We start from the raw sequence: 15,339 nt of genomic DNA on the forward strand, positions 1-15,339 counted from the left end.
TCCGCGTCCGAGGAGGCGACGTATGGAGATGAAGACCCTGTCGGCCGCCCGCCGCGACCTGTCGGCGCGGCGGGCCGTCCGGACGCTGCTCGGATCCGGAGGCGTGGCACTGATCGCGGCGCTCGCGCTAGGCCTCCTGATCGCCCCGGCCGATCGCGTCCAGGGCGAGTGGCAGCGCTTGATGTACGTGCATGTGCCCGCTGCGTGGTCGGCCTACCTCTGCTTCGCGATCGTCCTGGGCGCGAGCGCACTCTATCTGTGGCGCCGAGGCGCCGGCGCGGCGCGTGTCGGACGCGCGGCCGCCGAGGCCGGCGTCGCGCTCACCGCGCTGACGCTCGCGAGCGGCAGCGCGTGGGGCGCCGCCACGTGGGGGACCTGGTGGGTGTGGGACGGCCGCACGACGAGCACGGTCGCGATGGCGCTCGTGTACGTCGTGTACCTGGCGGCGCGCGCGATCGAGGTCGGCCGCGTCTCCCGGCTCGTCGCGGCCGGCATCGGTGTGGTCGGGTTCGCCGTCGTGCCCGTCGTGCACCTCTCCGTGCTGTGGTGGCGCACCCTGCATCAGCCCGCGACCCTCCTGGCGCCCAGCACGTCTCCGCCCATCCACCCGCTCATGGGCGCAGCGATCCTCGCGGCCGTCCTCGCCGTGACGATCATCACGCTGCTGCTCGTGCGCTGGCGTGCACAGGCGCTGGCGTCGCCGCCGGTCGAGAAGCCCGCGGAGCGGAATCCCGTGCTCGGGGCATCCGGTCCCGCCGGCCGGATCGTGACGCGCCGGGACGCGCGGCCATGAGCCCGGCGCTGAGCTGGTCGGCGCAGCGCCGATGGGGCGCGGCGGTTCTGGTCGGGGGCGTGCTCGCGCTGGGCGGCCTGGTGGCCTGGGCCACGGCCGACGGGCTCGTGTACTACCGCACGCCCACGGAGGTCGTGCGTGCAGGCGACGCCCCCGAACCGGTCCGCGTGGCCGGGCTCGTCGTCGACGGGTCCCTTGTGCGGAGCGAGGGGGCTTCGCAGTTCGTCCTCACCGACGGCGCAACCCAGTTGCGGGTGCGGTACGACGGGCTGCTGCCGGCGCTCGTCCAGGAGGGCGAGGGCGCCGTCGTGGAAGGACGTCTGGGGCCCGACGGCGCCGTGGCGGCGACCGAGGTGCTCCTGCGTCACTCCAACGAGTACGGCCCCGCGGAGGTGACCGGGCCGTGACCGCTCTCGGAACCGCGCTCCTGGCCGTCCTGATCGGCGCCGCGGTCACCGCCGCGGCGCTGTGGAGCGGATCGACGCGCCGGCAGGGGCTGCGTCGCCCGGCGGCGATCGCCTCGGGCGCCGCCGTCGCCGCCTCGGCGGCTGCGTGTGCCGTGATGCTGGTCGCCCTGTTGGCTGAGCCGGGCGTGTTCGCGTACTCCCAGCGGGCGATCGAGCCGGGCATGCCCACGTACTACCGCGTCACGTCCCTGTGGGCGGGTCTCGAAGGGTCGCTGCTGCTCTGGTTGTTCTTCACAGCGGCGGTCGCGACGGTCTTCGCGCTCGCGCGCCCGCGGATCGGCCGGCCGGCCCACGCCGTCGCTTCCGCGACTTTGAGCGCCGTCACCGCGGCTTTCGGGGTGGTCGCGCTCGTCGCGGCTCCGTTCGCCGCGGCCACCGCGGAGCTGGGACAGCGGCCGAGCCCCCTGCTGCAGGATCACCCCGCCATGGGACTGCACCCGCCGCTGCTGTACGCGGGGTTCACCGCGCTGGCTGTGCCGTATGCGCTGTCGCTGGCGGCCATGCTGGCGCGCTCGTGGGACGTGCGGTGGGCGCGCGCGATGCGCGCCTGGACGGCGGTCGCCTGGATGGCACTGACCGCCGGCATCGGCCTCGGTGCGTGGTGGTCCTACGCGGTGCTCGGGTGGGGCGGGTACTGGGCATGGGACCCCGTCGAGAACGCATCGCTCATGCCCTGGCTGCTGGCCACCGCGCTCCTGCACGCGGTCGGGCCCCGCGCGCGCGGCGCCGGCTGGCAGCGCGCGGCGGTGGGGCTCGGGATCGCGGCCTACGTGTTCGTGCTGCTCGCGACGTATCTCACGCGCTCGGGGGTGGTCGCGAGCATCCATGCCTTCAGCGTCTCGGCGATCGGTCCGCTCTTGCTCGCCGTGCTGTGCGCGGCCGCCCTCGTCCCGGTGATCGTCGCCCCCCTGCCGCACCGGCTGCCGCCGCGCGCTGCTCCCGTGCATCTCCTCAGCCGGCAGGGCGCGTTGCGCGTGCAGCGCATGGGACTGGTCGCCATCACGGCGATCGTGCTGGTCGGATCCGTGCTGCCCGCGTTGCTGGCGGCGCTCTCCGGCGCGCGCGTGACGCTGGGGCCGCCGTGGTACGAGCGGATCCTCGCGCCGTTCGCGCTGGTGCTCCTGGTCGTCATGGCGGTCGCTCCCTGGATGCGCTGGCGTCGTGACGCGCCGGCGGCGCTGATCGGGCGGCTGCGGGCGCCCGCCGTGGCGGCCGCGCTCGCGACGGCGGGGGCCGCGTTGCTGTCGCGCGACGTCGGAGCGGCGTTCTGCTGGGGGATCGGTGCGTTCCTGCTGGTGACGACCGCGGTCCGATTCCGCTCGGGCGAGCTCCGCAGCCGGGCGGCGCAGGGTGCGGCGGTCGCGCACCTCGGCGTAGCGGTCGCCGCGATCGCCGTGACCTCCGGTGCCGGGGCCGTCGTCGCCGAGCGCACCGTCGCCGTCGGGGAGAGCGTGTCGGCCGGCGACGTGTCGGCGGTGCTCGTCGACGTCCAGCGGACGGGGGAGGAGCGCCGCGTGATCGAATCGGCGCGCGTGGTGGTGGCCGACGGCGACCGTCTGCTCGGTGAAATGGTCCCCGAGCTGCGCTGGTACGGCGAGCACGGCGTGGTGCTCGCGGGTCCGGCGGTGCGCTCCGAGCCCCTGCGCGACGTCTACGTGACGCTCCTGGCGGTCGACCCCGCGCAGGGGGGAGCGACCGTGCGCCTCGCCGTCATGCCGTTCGTGACCTGGCTGTGGGTATCGGTGGTCCTGCTGATCGCGGGGATGGCGATCGCCGTGGTCCCGCAGCGGCGTGAGAGGGAGAACCGCCACGCGGCGGCCCGGGACGCGGCGGTGACGCGATGAGGCGGCGGCTGCAGGCGCTCGCCCTGGCGGTCGTCCTGGCGCTCGCGGGCTGCTCCGCCGCGACGGCGCCCCAGACGGAAGCCGCGCCCGTGCTGGAGGGGCACGACCTGACCGGACAGGCGCACCGACTCTCCGATCTCCGCGGGGAGGTCGTGATCGTCACGGTGTGGGCGTCCTGGTGCGCGCCGTGTCGTGAGGAGTTCCCCGTGCTCGAGCGCGCACTCGACGCGCTGGAACCGGAAGGGCTCCGCGTGCTCGGCATCAACTTCCGGGACGTCCCGGCCGCGGCCGAGGAGTTCCTCGCGCAGCAGGAGGCGTCCTTTCCCAGCGTCGTCGACCTCGACGGCTCGGTCTCGATCGAGTGGGGCGTGAGGGCCGTGCCGCAGGCGTTCCTCGTCGACCGCGACGGAACGATCCTGGAGAGACGGTTCGGCGCGATCGACGACGCGTGGATCGAGGGCGTCGTGACCGCGGCGGTGCGCGGATGAGCGGGGTCGGGGCGGGCGCGCGCGGTGGCCGTCGCCGCAGCGGCGGCCGGGACGGCTGGGCGACGCGGACGGCGCTGATCGCGGCCGCCGCGATCGCACTGGCGTGCCTGGCCTGGGTGGCCGTCTCGCCGGGCACGGCCACGCCCGAGGCCGCCGCGCGGGCGGTGTCGGAGACCCTCCGCTGTCCGACCTGCCTTGGCGAGTCCGTGGCGGACTCGACGTCGCCGGTGGCCGTGGCGATGCGCGAGGAGGTCGAGCGCCAGGTCGAGGCGGGGCGGGACGCCGACGCAGTGCGGGGATGGTTCGCGGAGCGGTACGGCGACGAGGTCCTCCTCGCGCCGCCGCCCCGCGGCGCCGGCTGGATCGCCTGGGCGGCCCCGGTCGCGATCGGCGGGATCGCCGTTGCGCTGCTCGCCGCGGGCGCGCGGGGTGGCCGGCGCGGTCGGGCGGTCGCGATCGCCGTGGCCGCGGTGCTGCTGTGTGCGGCGGGGGCCGCCGCGGCGGGCGCGCTGAGGGAGGCGCGCCCCGCAGCTCCGGACACCGCGGCGGCGACCTCGCCGGAGGTGCTGCGGGAGGCGGTCGATCGCTCACCGGGCGACGCGGGCCTGCGCATCGCGCTGGGCATGGCGCAGGCCCACCAGGGAAGTCTCACGGAGGCGGCGGCGGAGCTCGAGGCCGCGTGGCGGCTTCGGCCCGGGGATGCGCAGACGGGCTTCCTGCTCGCGGACGTGCTCCTGCGCGACGGACAGCTCGCAGCGGCGGGGCGGACGCTCGACGAGGTGCTGGCGGGAGACCCGCACCATGGACCGGCTCTGCTGTTGCGGGGCACGATGCTGTGGCGCGACGGCGACGAACGCGCGGCTCGGCTGCTGGAGCGGTTCGTCGAGCTGCACCCCGAGGACCCCGCGGCGTCGGAAGCGAGGGCTCTGCTGTCGGCGCCGAGGACGGCCGCCGGAGCCGGCGGGGCGGGGCAGCGCTCGGCGCCGGACCGGAGCGAGCTGCGGGTGGGGCTGATCGAGTGGGCCGTGGAGGTGGACGCGGATTCCGTGCGTGCCGGCGAGGTCACGGTCGTCGTCACCAATGCGGGCGCCTCCGCCCACAGGCTCGTCGTCGAAGGGGTCGCGGGGCACTGGGAGACGCCCCTGCTGCACCCGGGCGAGTCCCACGAGCTGACGATCCGGACGGAGGAGGGAGAGACGCTGACGATGGGCTGCAGCGTCCGCGGCCACGAGGCCCACGGTCCGCGCGAGCTCGTTCGCGTGACCCGCTGAGCGGGCCTCGGGCGGCGTGCGCGGCGCCGAGGGGGTGCGTCCGGGACTAACATGGCGGCATGGCGACGAAGCCCCCTACAGAGGACATCGACGAGTCGAAGCTGCGCATCAAGGAGCGCGAACGGTACGCCGTGGGCGTACCGGCGGTGCTGCACGCCCTGAAGATCTCGTACGAGCAGATGGGCGTCGTCCGCAGCGCCCGCAGCCTGCTGCGCGTCAACCAGAAGGACGGATTCGACTGTCCCGGGTGCGCCTGGCCCGAGGAGGACCGCCGGCACCTGGCGGAGTTCTGCGAGAACGGCGCGAAGGCCGTCGCCGAGGAGGCGACCGTCCGCAAGGTCGACCCCGCGTTCTTCGCGCGCCACAGCGTCGCCGAGCTCCGCACACGGGACGACTGGTGGCTGGGGCAGCAGGGGCGACTGACGCACCCGATGCTGCTCGAGGAGGGCGGCACGCACTACCGGCCCATCTCATGGGACGACGCGCTGCGCGAGATCGCCACGGCGCTGCGTGAGCTGGACGACCCCGACGAGGCCGTCTTCTACACGTCCGGCCGCACGTCGAACGAGGCGGCGTTCCTCTACCAGCTGCTCGTCCGCGGCATCGGCACGAACAATCTGCCCGACTGCTCCAACATGTGCCACGAGTCCAGCGGCTCGGCCCTGGTCGAGACGATCGGCATCGGCAAGGGCACGGTCTCGATCGAGGACATCCACGAGGCCGACCTGCTCATCGTCGCCGGACAGAATCCCGGCACCAACCACCCGCGCATGCTGAGCGCTCTCGAGAAGGCCAAGGACAAGGGCGCCACGATCATCGCGGTCAACCCGCTCCCGGAGGCCGGTCTCTTCCACTTCCGGAACCCCCAGACGCCGCGCGGCGTGCTGCTGGGGGGCACGAAGCTCGCCGACGAGTTCGTCCAGATCCGGCTGGGCGGAGACCAGGCGCTGTTCCAGGCGATCGGCAAGCACCTGCTCGAGGCGGAGGAGCGCGACGGCGGCGTGCTCGACCACGACTTCATCGGCGCACACACCTCCGGCATCGACGAGTACCGCGCGCAGCTGGCGCAGGTGAGCTGGGAGGACCTCAGCGTCGCGACCGGGATGACTCCGGAGCGGCTGCGCGAGATCGGCGAGCACGTGCGCCGGTCGAAGTCGACGATCGTCTGCTGGGCCATGGGCCTCACGCAGCACAAGCACTCGGTGCCGACCCTGCGCGACGTGGTCAACGTGCTGCTGCTGCAGGGCAACATCGGCCGCCCCGGGGCCGGCGTGTGCCCCGTCCGCGGCCACTCCAACGTGCAGGGCGACCGCACGGTGGGCATCTACGAGAAGCCGTCGGAGGAGTTCCTGGCGGCGCTCGACCGTGAGTTCGCGTTCACGGCCCCGCGCGAGCACGGCTACGACACCGTCGAGGCGATCCGTGCCATGCGCGACGGACGCGTCCGCGTGTTCATGGCGATGGGCGGCAACTTCGTCAGCGCCACCCCCGACACCCGCGTGGTCGAGGACGGCATGTCGAAGGTCGGCCTGACCGTGCAGGTGTCGACAAAGCTCAACCGCTCGCACGTGGTGCACGGACGGCGTGCGATCATCCTGCCGACGCTCGGGCGCACCGACCGCGACCGCCGGGGCGGCAAGGACCAGCGCGTGACCGTCGAGGACTCGATGGGCGCCGTTCACGGCTCGCGCGGCAGGCTCGCCCCGCCCGCCGACGACCTCCTCAGCGAGGTGGCGATCCTCGCCCGGCTGTGTGAGCTGGTGTTCGCCGACCGCGCCGATGCGCCGCAGGCCGACTGGCGTGCGCTCGAGAGCGACTACGCGGCCATCCGCGCGCACATCTCGCACGTGATCCCCGGGTTCGAGGACTACGAGCAGCGGATCGAGAAGGGCCGCACGTTCTTCCTGCCGAACGGCCCGCGCGACGAGCGGCGCTTCGCGACCGCGACGGGCAAGGCCATGTTCACGGGCAACCCGCTCGAGTACCCCGTCATCCCGGAGGGCCGCGTGCTGCTGCAGACGCTGCGCTCGCACGACCAGTACAACACGACGATCTACGGCAAGGACGACCGGTACCGCGGCATCCACGACGGCCGCCGCGTGGTGCTTATCAACGCGGACGACATCCGCGAGCTGGGCTTCGCCGAGGGCGACATCGTCGATCTCGTCTCCGAGTGGAACGGCCCGAACGGGCTGGAGGAGCGCCGCGCGGAGGAGTTCCGGCTGGTGTCGTACGACACGCCGCGGCGCAACGCCGCGGCGTACTACCCCGAGACGAACGTGCTCGTTCCGCTCGACTCGACCGCCGACGTGAGCGGCACGCCGACGTCGAAGGCCGTCGTCGTGCGCCTCGAGAAGCGCCGCTAGGAGCCACCATGGGCCGCATCACGACGCGCCGGCCGGTCACCCGCATCGCCCTGAGCGGGACGGCCACGCGCCGGCCGGACACGCTCGCGGTCGAGGAGCCCCTCGAGCTACGGCTTGCGGGGGAACCGCTCGCGGTCACGATGCGCACCCCAGGCCACGACGTCGAGCTCGCGGCCGGCTTCCTGGTGTCGGAGGGCGTGGTCCGGACCGGTTCGGACTTCCGGTCGGCGATCCACTGCGGGGGCCCGGGCACGGGCGGCGTCGACAACACGTACAACGTGCTCGACATCGCGCTCGCGCCGGGTGTCGCGCCGCCGAGCACGGATCTCGCGCGCAACTTCTACACGACGAGCTCGTGCGGGATGTGCGGGAAGGCGAGCATCGAGGCCGTCGCCACCGTTTCGGCGCATGACGTGGCAGCCGACGACGTCCGGGTCACGGCCGAGACGCTCGCCGCGCTGCCGGACGCGCTGCGCGAGCGCCAGGACGTCTTCGACAAGACCGGCGGGCTGCACGCGGCGGGCCTGTTCGATGCCGAGACGGGCGAGCTCGTCGTGCTGCGCGAGGACGTCGGTCGCCACAACGCCGTCGACAAGGTCGTCGGCTGGGCCGTGCTGAACGACCGTCTCCCGCTGCGGCGGCACGTCCTGATGGTGTCGGGGCGCGCCAGCTTCGAGCTGGCGCAGAAGGCCATCATGGCCGGCATCCCCGTGCTCGCCGCCGTCTCGGCGCCGTCCTCGCTCGCCGTCGAGCTCGCGGCGGAGCAGGGACTGACGCTCGTCGGCTTCCTGCGGGGCGAGACGATGAACGTCTACGCGGGCGCCGAGCGCGTCGTCGTGCCGGCCGCCGCGGCCGCGGGCTGAGCCGGCCCATCTGCCGGCGCCGCGCCCTCAGATGAACGGGCGCGACGCGGCGATGATGCGGCGCAGGCACACGGCGGCCGTGAGGTCCTCCGCGATGCGGGAGGGCGCGGACGTCGTCTCGTCGTCCATCGCTGCCGTGTATCGTTCCAGCGCCGTCACGGCGGCGTCGAGCCGGATGTGCGGCTCCCGCGCATCCAGCGGCTGCCCGACGAGCTCTGCGACCCGATGGATGGCCTCCGACAGCAGGATCGGAGCCGCAGGGCTGGTGTTCCCGCGCGTCTGCTCGGGCCCCTGCGCGAGGACGTCCGCGAGGTCGCGCGTCGAGAACACGGTGCGCTCGAGCGCGCGCAGCCGGCGCCGGTTGCGCTCGCGCTCGGCGGCACGACGGCGGGCGCGCGGGTTGGCGGCGCTGCTCTCGTCGGCGTCCCGCACCGCGGCGCTGACCTGCTCCACCGTCGCGCTGAGGTCCCCGACCGCCAGTTCCAGCTGCTCGGGCGCCAGATGGTCGTCCGCCACCGCCTCGGCCATGTCGTGGAGGTGCTGCGCGGTCGAGTCGCGCAGCGCGGACAGCCGCTCGTCCGCGTGCCGCAGGTACAGCGGCGGGAAGATCACGACGTTCACGATCAAGCCCACGACGACCCCGAACGCCATCGTCACGAGGTAGGAGACGGAGAAGTCCGCGGGGGTCGGGCCGCCGACGAGGAGGACGATGATGCCCGCCATCGCGACCCACTCCTTGCCGTCGCCGAGCACGTCCGCGCCGCCGAACGCCACGCCCACGGCGACCACGAGCGCCACCGCGACGATTCCGGGCGCTCCCGCCCAGACGATCCCGATGCCGCCGACGCCCAGAGCGATGCCCAGAGCCAGGCCGATCAACGTCTGCGCGCCGGATCGTGCGGTGCCGGCGATCGTGGGGTACATGCTGACCAGGACACCGAGCGGCGCGTAGAACGAATACTCGGTCTCGGCGAAGGGGACGTAAGGCGCGAGGTACCACGCGGCCGCCGCGGCGATCGCGGTGCGCGCCGCGAGCGCGAGGCGCGAGCCGTCCATGACCCCGCGCGCCGCGCCGCGCAGGGCGGGACGCCAGCGGGAGGCGCGGGAGTGACGCTCGCCCTTCATGCTCATCCCGCCAGTTGCGCCCGCCACGTCGTGAGCCAACGTGCGGTGATGTCGTCCTCGGCGTGCCCGTGCGTGGGCGCCTCCCGCAGCACCGGGTACCCGGTCGCGCGCTCATCGCCGCCGGGGCGCACGTCGAGGTGCGTCGTGTCGTAGCCGTGGTCGTGAAGCCAGGTCGCCATGTCGTAGTCGCCGTCGGAATCGCCGGCCGTGAACCAGCGCCGCGGCACGCCCATCCGCTCCGACACGAGGGAGATCGCGCGCCGCGCCCCGAGCGCCTTCCCCGCCGTGCGGTGCTCGAGGTCGATCGAGATGATCGTCGGGACGGTGGAGAAGCCGGCATCCGCGCCGACCTCGGCGATCGCGCGATCGAGCTGCGCGGTGACCTCCGGCTGCCGCGCGAGATAGGCCTCGCCGGCCACATCGACGTTCTGCTCCAGCGAGATCATCGTGCGCTTGGTGGCGTCCCAGAACATCAGATCGGCGTGCTGCTCAGCGATCGTCCGGCACGCCGCGACGAGCGGCTCGGGAGCCGCCAGCGAGGGGTCGGTGTGCACCTGCCCCATGGTGCCGCCCCGAACGGCGAACCACGTCGCGCCCTTCTCGCCGACGCCCCAGACCGGGGCATCCGGCGCCAGCCCGGCCCGCGCGAGCACGGGAACCACCTGCTCGGCGAGGAAGACATCGGATCGGCCCGTGTTGAACACGACGGGACAGCCCGCGTTCGCGATGGCGACGAGATCGTCGGCGATGGACGGCAGGCGCAGGGACCGGGTCACGGTGCTGGCCAGCGGTCCGTCGACGTCGAGGAGGAGCCCGAAGGCGGCGGAAGAAGACACCCACCCATCCTGACCGACCCGCGGGGGAGACGGCCACCTGGAGTGGTCTCGCGTAGAGTCGCGCGAGTGGAGCGCGCACGGCTGTCCCTCGGTCATCCGGCACACCGGCGACTCTCGGCCGCCGCTGCGGCTGTGCTGGTGATGATCGCAGGCCTGTCGGTTCACGCTCTCGCGCCGGACGGATTCGTCTCCGACGCCGCGGGGGACGCGCTCTACGCAGCGCTCATCTTCGCCCTCGGTGTGTGCGTCGCGCCGCGGGCGCCGTCCTGGGGCGTCGCGGCGGTCGCGCTGGCCTGGTGCACCGCGGTCGAGCTGTTCCAGCTGACGGGTCTCCCGGAGGCGTGGGGCGCGGCGTTCCGCCCCCTCACGCTCGTCTTCGGGACCGTCTTCGCGGCCGAGGACCTGGTGATGTATGCGCTCGGCATCGCGGCGGCATCCGGGATCGATGTGCTGGTGCGCCGCAGGCCCTCACCCGCCTGACGGCTTCCACGCCGCGAGGATGGCGGCCCGGAGCGCGTTGGCGCGCTCGGAGAACGCTCGCTGCCGGCGCACGTACTCCGCTTTGCCCTCGGCGGTCTCGATCCGCACGGGGGCGAACCCCCAGTCCGTGAGATCGTACGGCGCCGCCTCCATGTCGAGCCGGCGGATGTCGCGCGCCAGCTCGAACGCGTCCAGCAGCAGGTCGCCCGGAACGAGCGGGCCGAGCTTGATGGCCCACTTGTAGACGTCCATGCCGGCGTGCAGGCAGCCCGGCTGCTCGAGCGACGGCTGCAGGTCGCGGGTGGGGCTGTGCCGGTTTCGCGGCACGGCGTCGGGCGTGAAGAAGCGGAACGCGTCGAAGTGCGTGCAGCGCAGGTCGTGCGTCTCGACGACCGCGTCGGTGCCGCGCGCGCCGAGACGAAGCGGGACGGGGTGGCGATGCTCCCGCTGCCGATACACCATCGCCCACTCGTGCAGGCCGAAGCAGTCGAACTGGGCGGGACGGGCGGCCGTGCGGCGCAGCATCAGCTCGACCAGGCGCGCCAGTGAGGCCATCTGCCGCTCGAAGGCCTCGTGGTCGATCAGGAGCGAGCCCGGCGTGCTCCCGGGGACGTACCAGCGCCATCCCGCGCGCGCCTCGCCGGCGGCGTCCTCCAGTTCGACGCGCGCGCCGGGGTGCCAGCGCCGCAGGACGGCGGGCTTGTACGAGTAGTACGTGAACAGGAAGTCCCAGACGGGGTGCTTCTCACCGTGCGACGCGCGCCGACGGTGGTCGGCCGTCAGGCTGTCCGCTCTGCGTACGTGGGCCGCCTCGCGGGCGCGCCACTCGTCGCCCGTGAGGCGCACGAGGGGAGCGGCGACGCCGGCGGGCATGTCAGCGCGCGAGCACCGCGCTCATCGCGCGCGTGAGGTACCAGGGGTCGACGACCGCGGTGAGTTCGCGCGCCGAGTGCATCGAGAGGATCGGCACGCCCACGTCGACCGTGCGGATGCCGAGGCGCGTCGCGGCGATGGGCCCGATCGTCGAACCGCAGGGGATCGCGTTGTTGGAGACGAACTCCTGCATCGGCACGCCCGCCGCGCGGCACGCCGCCGCCCAGCTCGCCGCGCCGTGGGCATCGGTGGCGTAGCGCTGCTTCGCGTTGATCTTGAGGATGGGGCCGCCGCCCGCGACCGGGTGGTTCGCGGGGTCGTGGCGCTCCGGATAGTTCGGGTGGACGGCGTGGCCGACGTCGCTCGAGACGTGCAGGGAGCCGGCGAACGCCCGCGCGCGCTCCTCCGCGGTCGCCTCGAGCGCGGAGGAGATGCGCAGCAGGGTCTCCTCGAGGAAGGGGCCGGCGGCGCCGGAGCGGGACTCGCTGCCGACCTCCTCGTGATCGAACGCCGCGAACACCGCGATCGATCCGGCAGGCTCTGCCTGCAGTAGCGCCGTGAGCGCGGCGTGCGTGGAGAGCAGGTTGTCGAGCCGCCCCGACGCGAACAGCTCCTGCGTCGCGCCGAAGGTGCGCGGCTCCTGCGTGTCCGCCACGACGACGTCGTACCCGCCGATCGCTTCCGGGTCGATGCCGGCACGCGCCGCGAGGCGCCGCAGGATGTCCGCGCCCTCCGGGGCGCCCACGCCCCACACCGGCTGCGTGTGCCGCTGCTTGTCGAGCGTCAGGCCCTCGTTCACCGAGCGATCGAGGTGCACCGCGAGCTGCGGGATGCGCAGGAGCGACCCCGTGCGCACCAGATGCTCGTGGCCGTCGAGCGTCACGAGCCGCCCCGCCAGCTCGAGCTCGCGATCGAGCCAGGAGTTCAGCAGCGGGCCGCCGTACACCTCGAGCCCGAGCTGCCACCAGCCGCCCGCGCCCTGCGTGTCCGGGTTCGGCTTGAGCTTGAAGCCGGGGGAGTCGGTGTGGGCGCCGAGGATCGTGAACGGCGTGGTGGCCTCGACCGAGTCCGGGAGGGCGAAGGCGAGGACGGATCCGTCGCGCGTGACGACGTAGCGTCCGCCCGGCTCGAGCGCCCAGGCGTCCGTCTCGGCAAGCCGCCTGTATCCGGCCTCGACGGCGCGGTGCGCCGCCTCCGCCGCGGCGTGGTACGACGACGGCGAGGCGATGACGAAGTCGGCGAGGTCCTCGATGTGGACGTGGGCGTCGCCCGGGATGCGATCGGGAGTCATCTGCCCATTATCGCGCCGGGAACCGGGATCACGGCCGGCGTGGGGAGACCGTGCCGGCATACGGCGCCGGTGCTACGGCGGCCCGGGATGCCGCGCGTCAGTCGCCGATGGGACGGATGAGATCGGGAGTGTCGTTGCGGACGTTCCCGACCTCCTTGCCCACGGGATGGAAGGCGAGGGTCGATGCGACGCGCGGGGCCGCGTCGACGGCCGCGTCGAGCACGTCGCGCGGGTGGTCGATCGTCGGATCGAGCCATGCGTCCGCGTGGTCCGAGTCCACGAACACGGGCATCCGCCGGTGGATGGAGCCGAGCGGTCCCAGGGCCTCCCGGGTGAGGATCGTGAAGCTGAGGAGCCAGCGATCCGGATCGTCCTCCTCTTTGGCGGGGTCCTTCCACCACTCGTACAGTCCCGCGAACAGCAGCGGTTCGCCGCCCGCGGGATGGATGAAGTTCGGCACCTTCTCACCGCCGACGAGCTGCCACTCGTAGTACCCCGTGACCGGCACGATCGCGCGGCGCTTCGCGAGGGCGTTCTGGAACATCCGCTTGTCCTCGAGCTCCTCCGACCGGGCGTTGAAAGCGCGGGCCCCGATGGTCGTGTCCTTCGCCCACGACGGCACGAGGCCCCAGCGCGCCGCCTCCACGCGGCGAGTGGGCGGCTCCGTCTTGGCGGAGTCGAGCACGATCGCCGCACGGTCGGTGGGCGCGACGTTGTACGACGGCGGCGGCAGCGCGTCCGATACGAGATCGACCCTCAGCTCGCCCACGAGCTCGCTGCCCACCCTCGCCACGACGAATCGCCCGCACATGCCAGCCAGCGTATGCCCGCGGACACTCCTCGCGCTCTCGTGGTCGAGCGAGGGCGGGTCAGGCCTCGGCTTCGAGCAGACCCACCTGTTCGAGGCGCTCGGCGATCCCGGCACCGTCGTCGGCGCTGACCCACGGCACGCCGGCCGCCGAGTGGTCGTTCACGGCCGTCCGGCCACCCGCCAGGACGGCCTCGGCGGGGGAGAGGCGCCGGATGGCGACCCCGGCCACCGAGTTCGGGTACTCGCTCGTGAAGCGCGTGTAGATGTCGTCGTCGTGCTGTCCGTCGTCGCCGATGAGCAGCCACTCCACGCCGGGGAACTCCTCGGCGAGCCGCCGCAGGTTCGTGAGCTTGTGCTCCGTGCCGCTGCGGAACCAGCGGTCGTGCGTCGGACCCCAGTCGGTCAGCAGGAGCGATCCGGCGGGGAAGAGGTGGCGGCTCAGGAAGCGGGTCAGGGTCGGCGCGACGTTCCACGCGCCGGTCGACAGGTAGATCATCGGGGTGCCCGGCCGGCTGCGGGTGAGCCGGTCCAGCAGCACCGCCATGCCCGGCACGGGCTGGCGTGCGTGCTCGTCGAGCACGAAGGAGTTCCAGGCGGCCAGGAGGGGGCGCGGCAGTGCGGTGACCATCACGGTGTCGTCGACGTCGCACACCACGCCGAAGTCCACCTCGGGCGACACGATCTGCACGCGCGCCTGGGCGGGCTCGCTGCCCTCGACCGACATGCTCACGGTCTGCCACCCCGGTTCGAGCTCCGCCTCGATGCGGGCGTCGATCACGCCGCCGCGATCGGCGACGACCTCGTGCGTGCGGCCGCCCAGCTCGATCGTGACGGTCGCGTAGCCGATCGGGATGCCGATGAAGCTGCGCCAGCCGCGCACGCTCGCGAGTTCTCCGGTCGCGGTCCGCTTGCCGGGCGGCACGATGAGCACGCGGCCCAGGACGCGGACCCACCCGTCGCCGCCGTAGCCGGGGAACACGAGGACCGTGGGCCGGCGGCCCCGCCGCCGCGCGTGCCGCTCGCGCCACGCATGGATGCGACGCTCGAGCCGGGCGATCCAGTGGATCCTGTCGCGGGGCGTGGGGGAGGACATCGTCCTCAGTCTTTCATGTGTCGCTGCTCCAGCCGCGCGATGACCTTCTTCACGACGTAGACGACGAGGATGAACAGGACGATGATCCCGACGAAGACGTAGCCAGCGTAGTGCGCGCTGCCCGCGAGCTCCCGGTAGGAGTGCGCCGCGCCGGCCGCGATCGACACGTAGATCGCGGACCACAGGATGCAGGCCGGCAGCGTCCAGGCGAGGAAGCGCCGGTAGGAGTATCCGCTCATACCGACGGTCAGCGGCACCAGGGAGTGCAGGACGGGCAGGAAACGGGACAGGAAGATCGCCGGTCCGCCGCGGCGGCGCAGGTAGCGCTCGGAGCGCATCCAGTTCTTCTCGCCGATCCTCCGGCCCACCCAGGAGTGCCGGAGGCGGGGCCCCAGCCAGCGGCCCAGCCAGAAGCCGATCGATTCTCCCGCGATCGCGCCCACCACGACGACGGCACCCAGCACGACGCCCTCGGCCGGGGACGCGACGCCGGTCGCGGCCACGATGACGATGGTGTCACCCGGCACGATCAGCCCGATGAGCACGCTCGTCTCGAGCATGATCGCGATCCCCGCCAGCACGGTCCGCAGCACGGGATCGACCGCCTGCACAGCGTCGAGTAGCCAGGTGAGGGCCTCGTTCACCGCGCCCGCAATCGCCCCGCTCATCCCCACGAGCATATGCGGCGGTGCTCCGCGCTAACCTGGAACCTCGCCCCCCACGCGCGCCCCGTTTCGG

15 protein-coding genes are annotated in these 15,339 nt (G+C 73.3%); 8 read left to right on the forward strand and 7 right to left on the reverse strand.

Translation table 11 applies throughout. The features are described from left to right. Positions 1-22 precede the first annotated feature (22 nt). From ccsA (IEX37_RS12685) to fdhD, 7 genes are read left to right on the forward strand one after another with little or no spacing between them, the layout of a single operon-like run. Positions 23-793: a cytochrome c biogenesis protein CcsA gene (gene ccsA, locus IEX37_RS12685; protein ID WP_188756650.1), complete on the forward strand. Its 771-nt coding sequence runs from the start codon at positions 23-25 to the stop codon at positions 791-793. Then, positions 790-1,200: a cytochrome c maturation protein CcmE gene (locus tag IEX37_RS12690; protein WP_188756651.1), complete on the forward strand. Its 411-nt coding sequence runs from the start codon at positions 790-792 to the stop codon at positions 1,198-1,200. Before ccsA (IEX37_RS12685) ends, IEX37_RS12690 begins: the two co-directional genes overlap by 4 nt. Beyond that, positions 1,197-3,104 carry a cytochrome c biogenesis protein CcsA gene (ccsA, locus tag IEX37_RS12695; protein ID WP_188756652.1) on the forward strand — a complete coding sequence of 636 codons (1,908 nt, stop codon included), beginning with the start codon at positions 1,197-1,199 and terminating at the stop codon, positions 3,102-3,104. Before IEX37_RS12690 ends, ccsA (IEX37_RS12695) begins: the two co-directional genes overlap by 4 nt. Continuing rightward, positions 3,101-3,592 carry a TlpA family protein disulfide reductase gene (locus IEX37_RS12700; protein ID WP_188756653.1) on the forward strand — a complete coding sequence of 164 codons (492 nt, stop codon included), beginning with the start codon at positions 3,101-3,103 and terminating at the stop codon, positions 3,590-3,592. The genes ccsA (IEX37_RS12695) and IEX37_RS12700 overlap by 4 nt, the downstream gene beginning before the upstream one ends. Then, entirely contained in the window at positions 3,589-4,863 is a 1,275-nt protein-coding gene (locus tag IEX37_RS12705) for a cytochrome c-type biogenesis protein CcmH (protein WP_188756654.1), read from the forward strand. Before IEX37_RS12700 ends, IEX37_RS12705 begins: the two co-directional genes overlap by 4 nt. Positions 4,864-4,922: 59 nt before the next feature. Next, positions 4,923-7,229 carry an FdhF/YdeP family oxidoreductase gene (locus IEX37_RS12710; protein ID WP_188756655.1) on the forward strand — a complete coding sequence of 769 codons (2,307 nt, stop codon included), beginning with the start codon at positions 4,923-4,925 and terminating at the stop codon, positions 7,227-7,229. A gap of 8 nt (positions 7,230-7,237) precedes the next feature. Then, on the forward strand, positions 7,238-8,092 hold the full coding sequence (gene fdhD / locus IEX37_RS12715; protein ID WP_188756656.1) for a formate dehydrogenase accessory sulfurtransferase FdhD: 855 nt from the start codon (positions 7,238-7,240) through the stop codon (positions 8,090-8,092). 27 nt (positions 8,093-8,119) lie between these two features. On the opposite strand, the gene IEX37_RS12720 is transcribed toward fdhD, so the two are convergent. Then, on the reverse strand, positions 8,120-9,223 hold the full coding sequence (locus tag IEX37_RS12720) for an aromatic acid exporter family protein (protein ID WP_229663255.1): 1,104 nt from the start codon (positions 9,221-9,223) through the stop codon (positions 8,120-8,122). Beyond that, positions 9,220-10,053 (reverse strand): hypothetical protein, encoded by an 834-nt coding sequence (locus IEX37_RS12725; RefSeq protein WP_188756657.1) that lies wholly within the window; start codon positions 10,051-10,053, stop codon positions 9,220-9,222. The genes IEX37_RS12720 and IEX37_RS12725 overlap by 4 nt, the downstream gene beginning before the upstream one ends. A 66-nt stretch (positions 10,054-10,119) precedes the next feature. Between IEX37_RS12725 and IEX37_RS12730 the strand changes: the two genes are divergently transcribed. Then, a complete protein-coding gene (locus tag IEX37_RS12730; protein ID WP_229663256.1) occupies positions 10,120-10,533 on the forward strand; it encodes a ribosomal maturation YjgA family protein in 414 nt (137 codons plus the stop codon). Here the strand turns inward: IEX37_RS12730 and IEX37_RS12735 are convergent. The 5 genes from IEX37_RS12735 to IEX37_RS12755 form a co-directional block, all read right to left on the reverse strand. After that, positions 10,522-11,406, reverse strand: coding sequence for a 3-methyladenine DNA glycosylase (locus IEX37_RS12735; protein ID WP_188756658.1), 885 nt, complete (start codon positions 11,404-11,406; stop codon positions 10,522-10,524). The genes IEX37_RS12730 and IEX37_RS12735 overlap by 12 nt on opposite strands. Position 11,407: 1 nt before the next feature. Then, positions 11,408-12,697: a M18 family aminopeptidase gene (locus IEX37_RS12740; protein WP_188756659.1), complete on the reverse strand. Its 1,290-nt coding sequence runs from the start codon at positions 12,695-12,697 to the stop codon at positions 11,408-11,410. Positions 12,698-12,794: 97 nt separating this feature from the next. Further along, positions 12,795-13,508, reverse strand: a complete 714-nt coding sequence (locus tag IEX37_RS12745; protein ID WP_188756660.1) for an SOS response-associated peptidase — start codon at positions 13,506-13,508, stop codon at positions 12,795-12,797. A gap of 58 nt (positions 13,509-13,566) precedes the next feature. Beyond that, a complete protein-coding gene (locus tag IEX37_RS12750; RefSeq protein WP_188756661.1) occupies positions 13,567-14,601 on the reverse strand; it encodes an App1 family protein phosphatidate phosphatase in 1,035 nt (344 codons plus the stop codon). Between the two features lie 5 nt (positions 14,602-14,606). After that, positions 14,607-15,245, reverse strand: a complete 639-nt coding sequence (locus IEX37_RS12755; protein ID WP_188756694.1) for a DedA family protein — start codon at positions 15,243-15,245, stop codon at positions 14,607-14,609. Between the last annotated feature and the right edge of the window lie 94 nt (positions 15,246-15,339).

The organism is Microbacterium album (genome assembly GCF_014643695.1).
Taxonomy (GTDB): Bacteria; Actinomycetota; Actinomycetes; order Actinomycetales; family Microbacteriaceae; genus Microbacterium; species Microbacterium album.

Bases quoted from the DNA above. Each gene is read 5' to 3' on its own strand.
- IEX37_RS12745 (WP_188756660.1), bottom strand. From the start codon at position 13,508: ATGTGCGGGCGATTCGTCGTGGCGAGGGTGGGCAGCGAGCTCGTGGGC.
- IEX37_RS12740 (WP_188756659.1), bottom strand. From the start codon at position 12,697: ATGACTCCCGATCGCATCCCGGGCGACGCCCACGTCCACATCGAGGAC.
- fdhD (WP_188756656.1), top strand. From the start codon at position 7,238: ATGGGCCGCATCACGACGCGCCGGCCGGTCACCCGCATCGCCCTGAGC.
- IEX37_RS12710 (WP_188756655.1), top strand. From the start codon at position 4,923: ATGGCGACGAAGCCCCCTACAGAGGACATCGACGAGTCGAAGCTGCGC.
- IEX37_RS12735 (WP_188756658.1), bottom strand. From the start codon at position 11,406: ATGCCCGCCGGCGTCGCCGCTCCCCTCGTGCGCCTCACGGGCGACGAG.
- ccsA (WP_188756650.1), top strand. From the start codon at position 23: ATGGAGATGAAGACCCTGTCGGCCGCCCGCCGCGACCTGTCGGCGCGG.
- IEX37_RS12750 (WP_188756661.1), bottom strand. From the start codon at position 14,601: ATGTCCTCCCCCACGCCCCGCGACAGGATCCACTGGATCGCCCGGCTC.
- IEX37_RS12705 (WP_188756654.1), top strand. From the start codon at position 3,589: ATGAGCGGGGTCGGGGCGGGCGCGCGCGGTGGCCGTCGCCGCAGCGGC.
- IEX37_RS12720 (WP_229663255.1), bottom strand. From the start codon at position 9,223: ATGAGCATGAAGGGCGAGCGTCACTCCCGCGCCTCCCGCTGGCGTCCC.
- IEX37_RS12700 (WP_188756653.1), top strand. From the start codon at position 3,101: ATGAGGCGGCGGCTGCAGGCGCTCGCCCTGGCGGTCGTCCTGGCGCTC.
- IEX37_RS12690 (WP_188756651.1), top strand. From the start codon at position 790: ATGAGCCCGGCGCTGAGCTGGTCGGCGCAGCGCCGATGGGGCGCGGCG.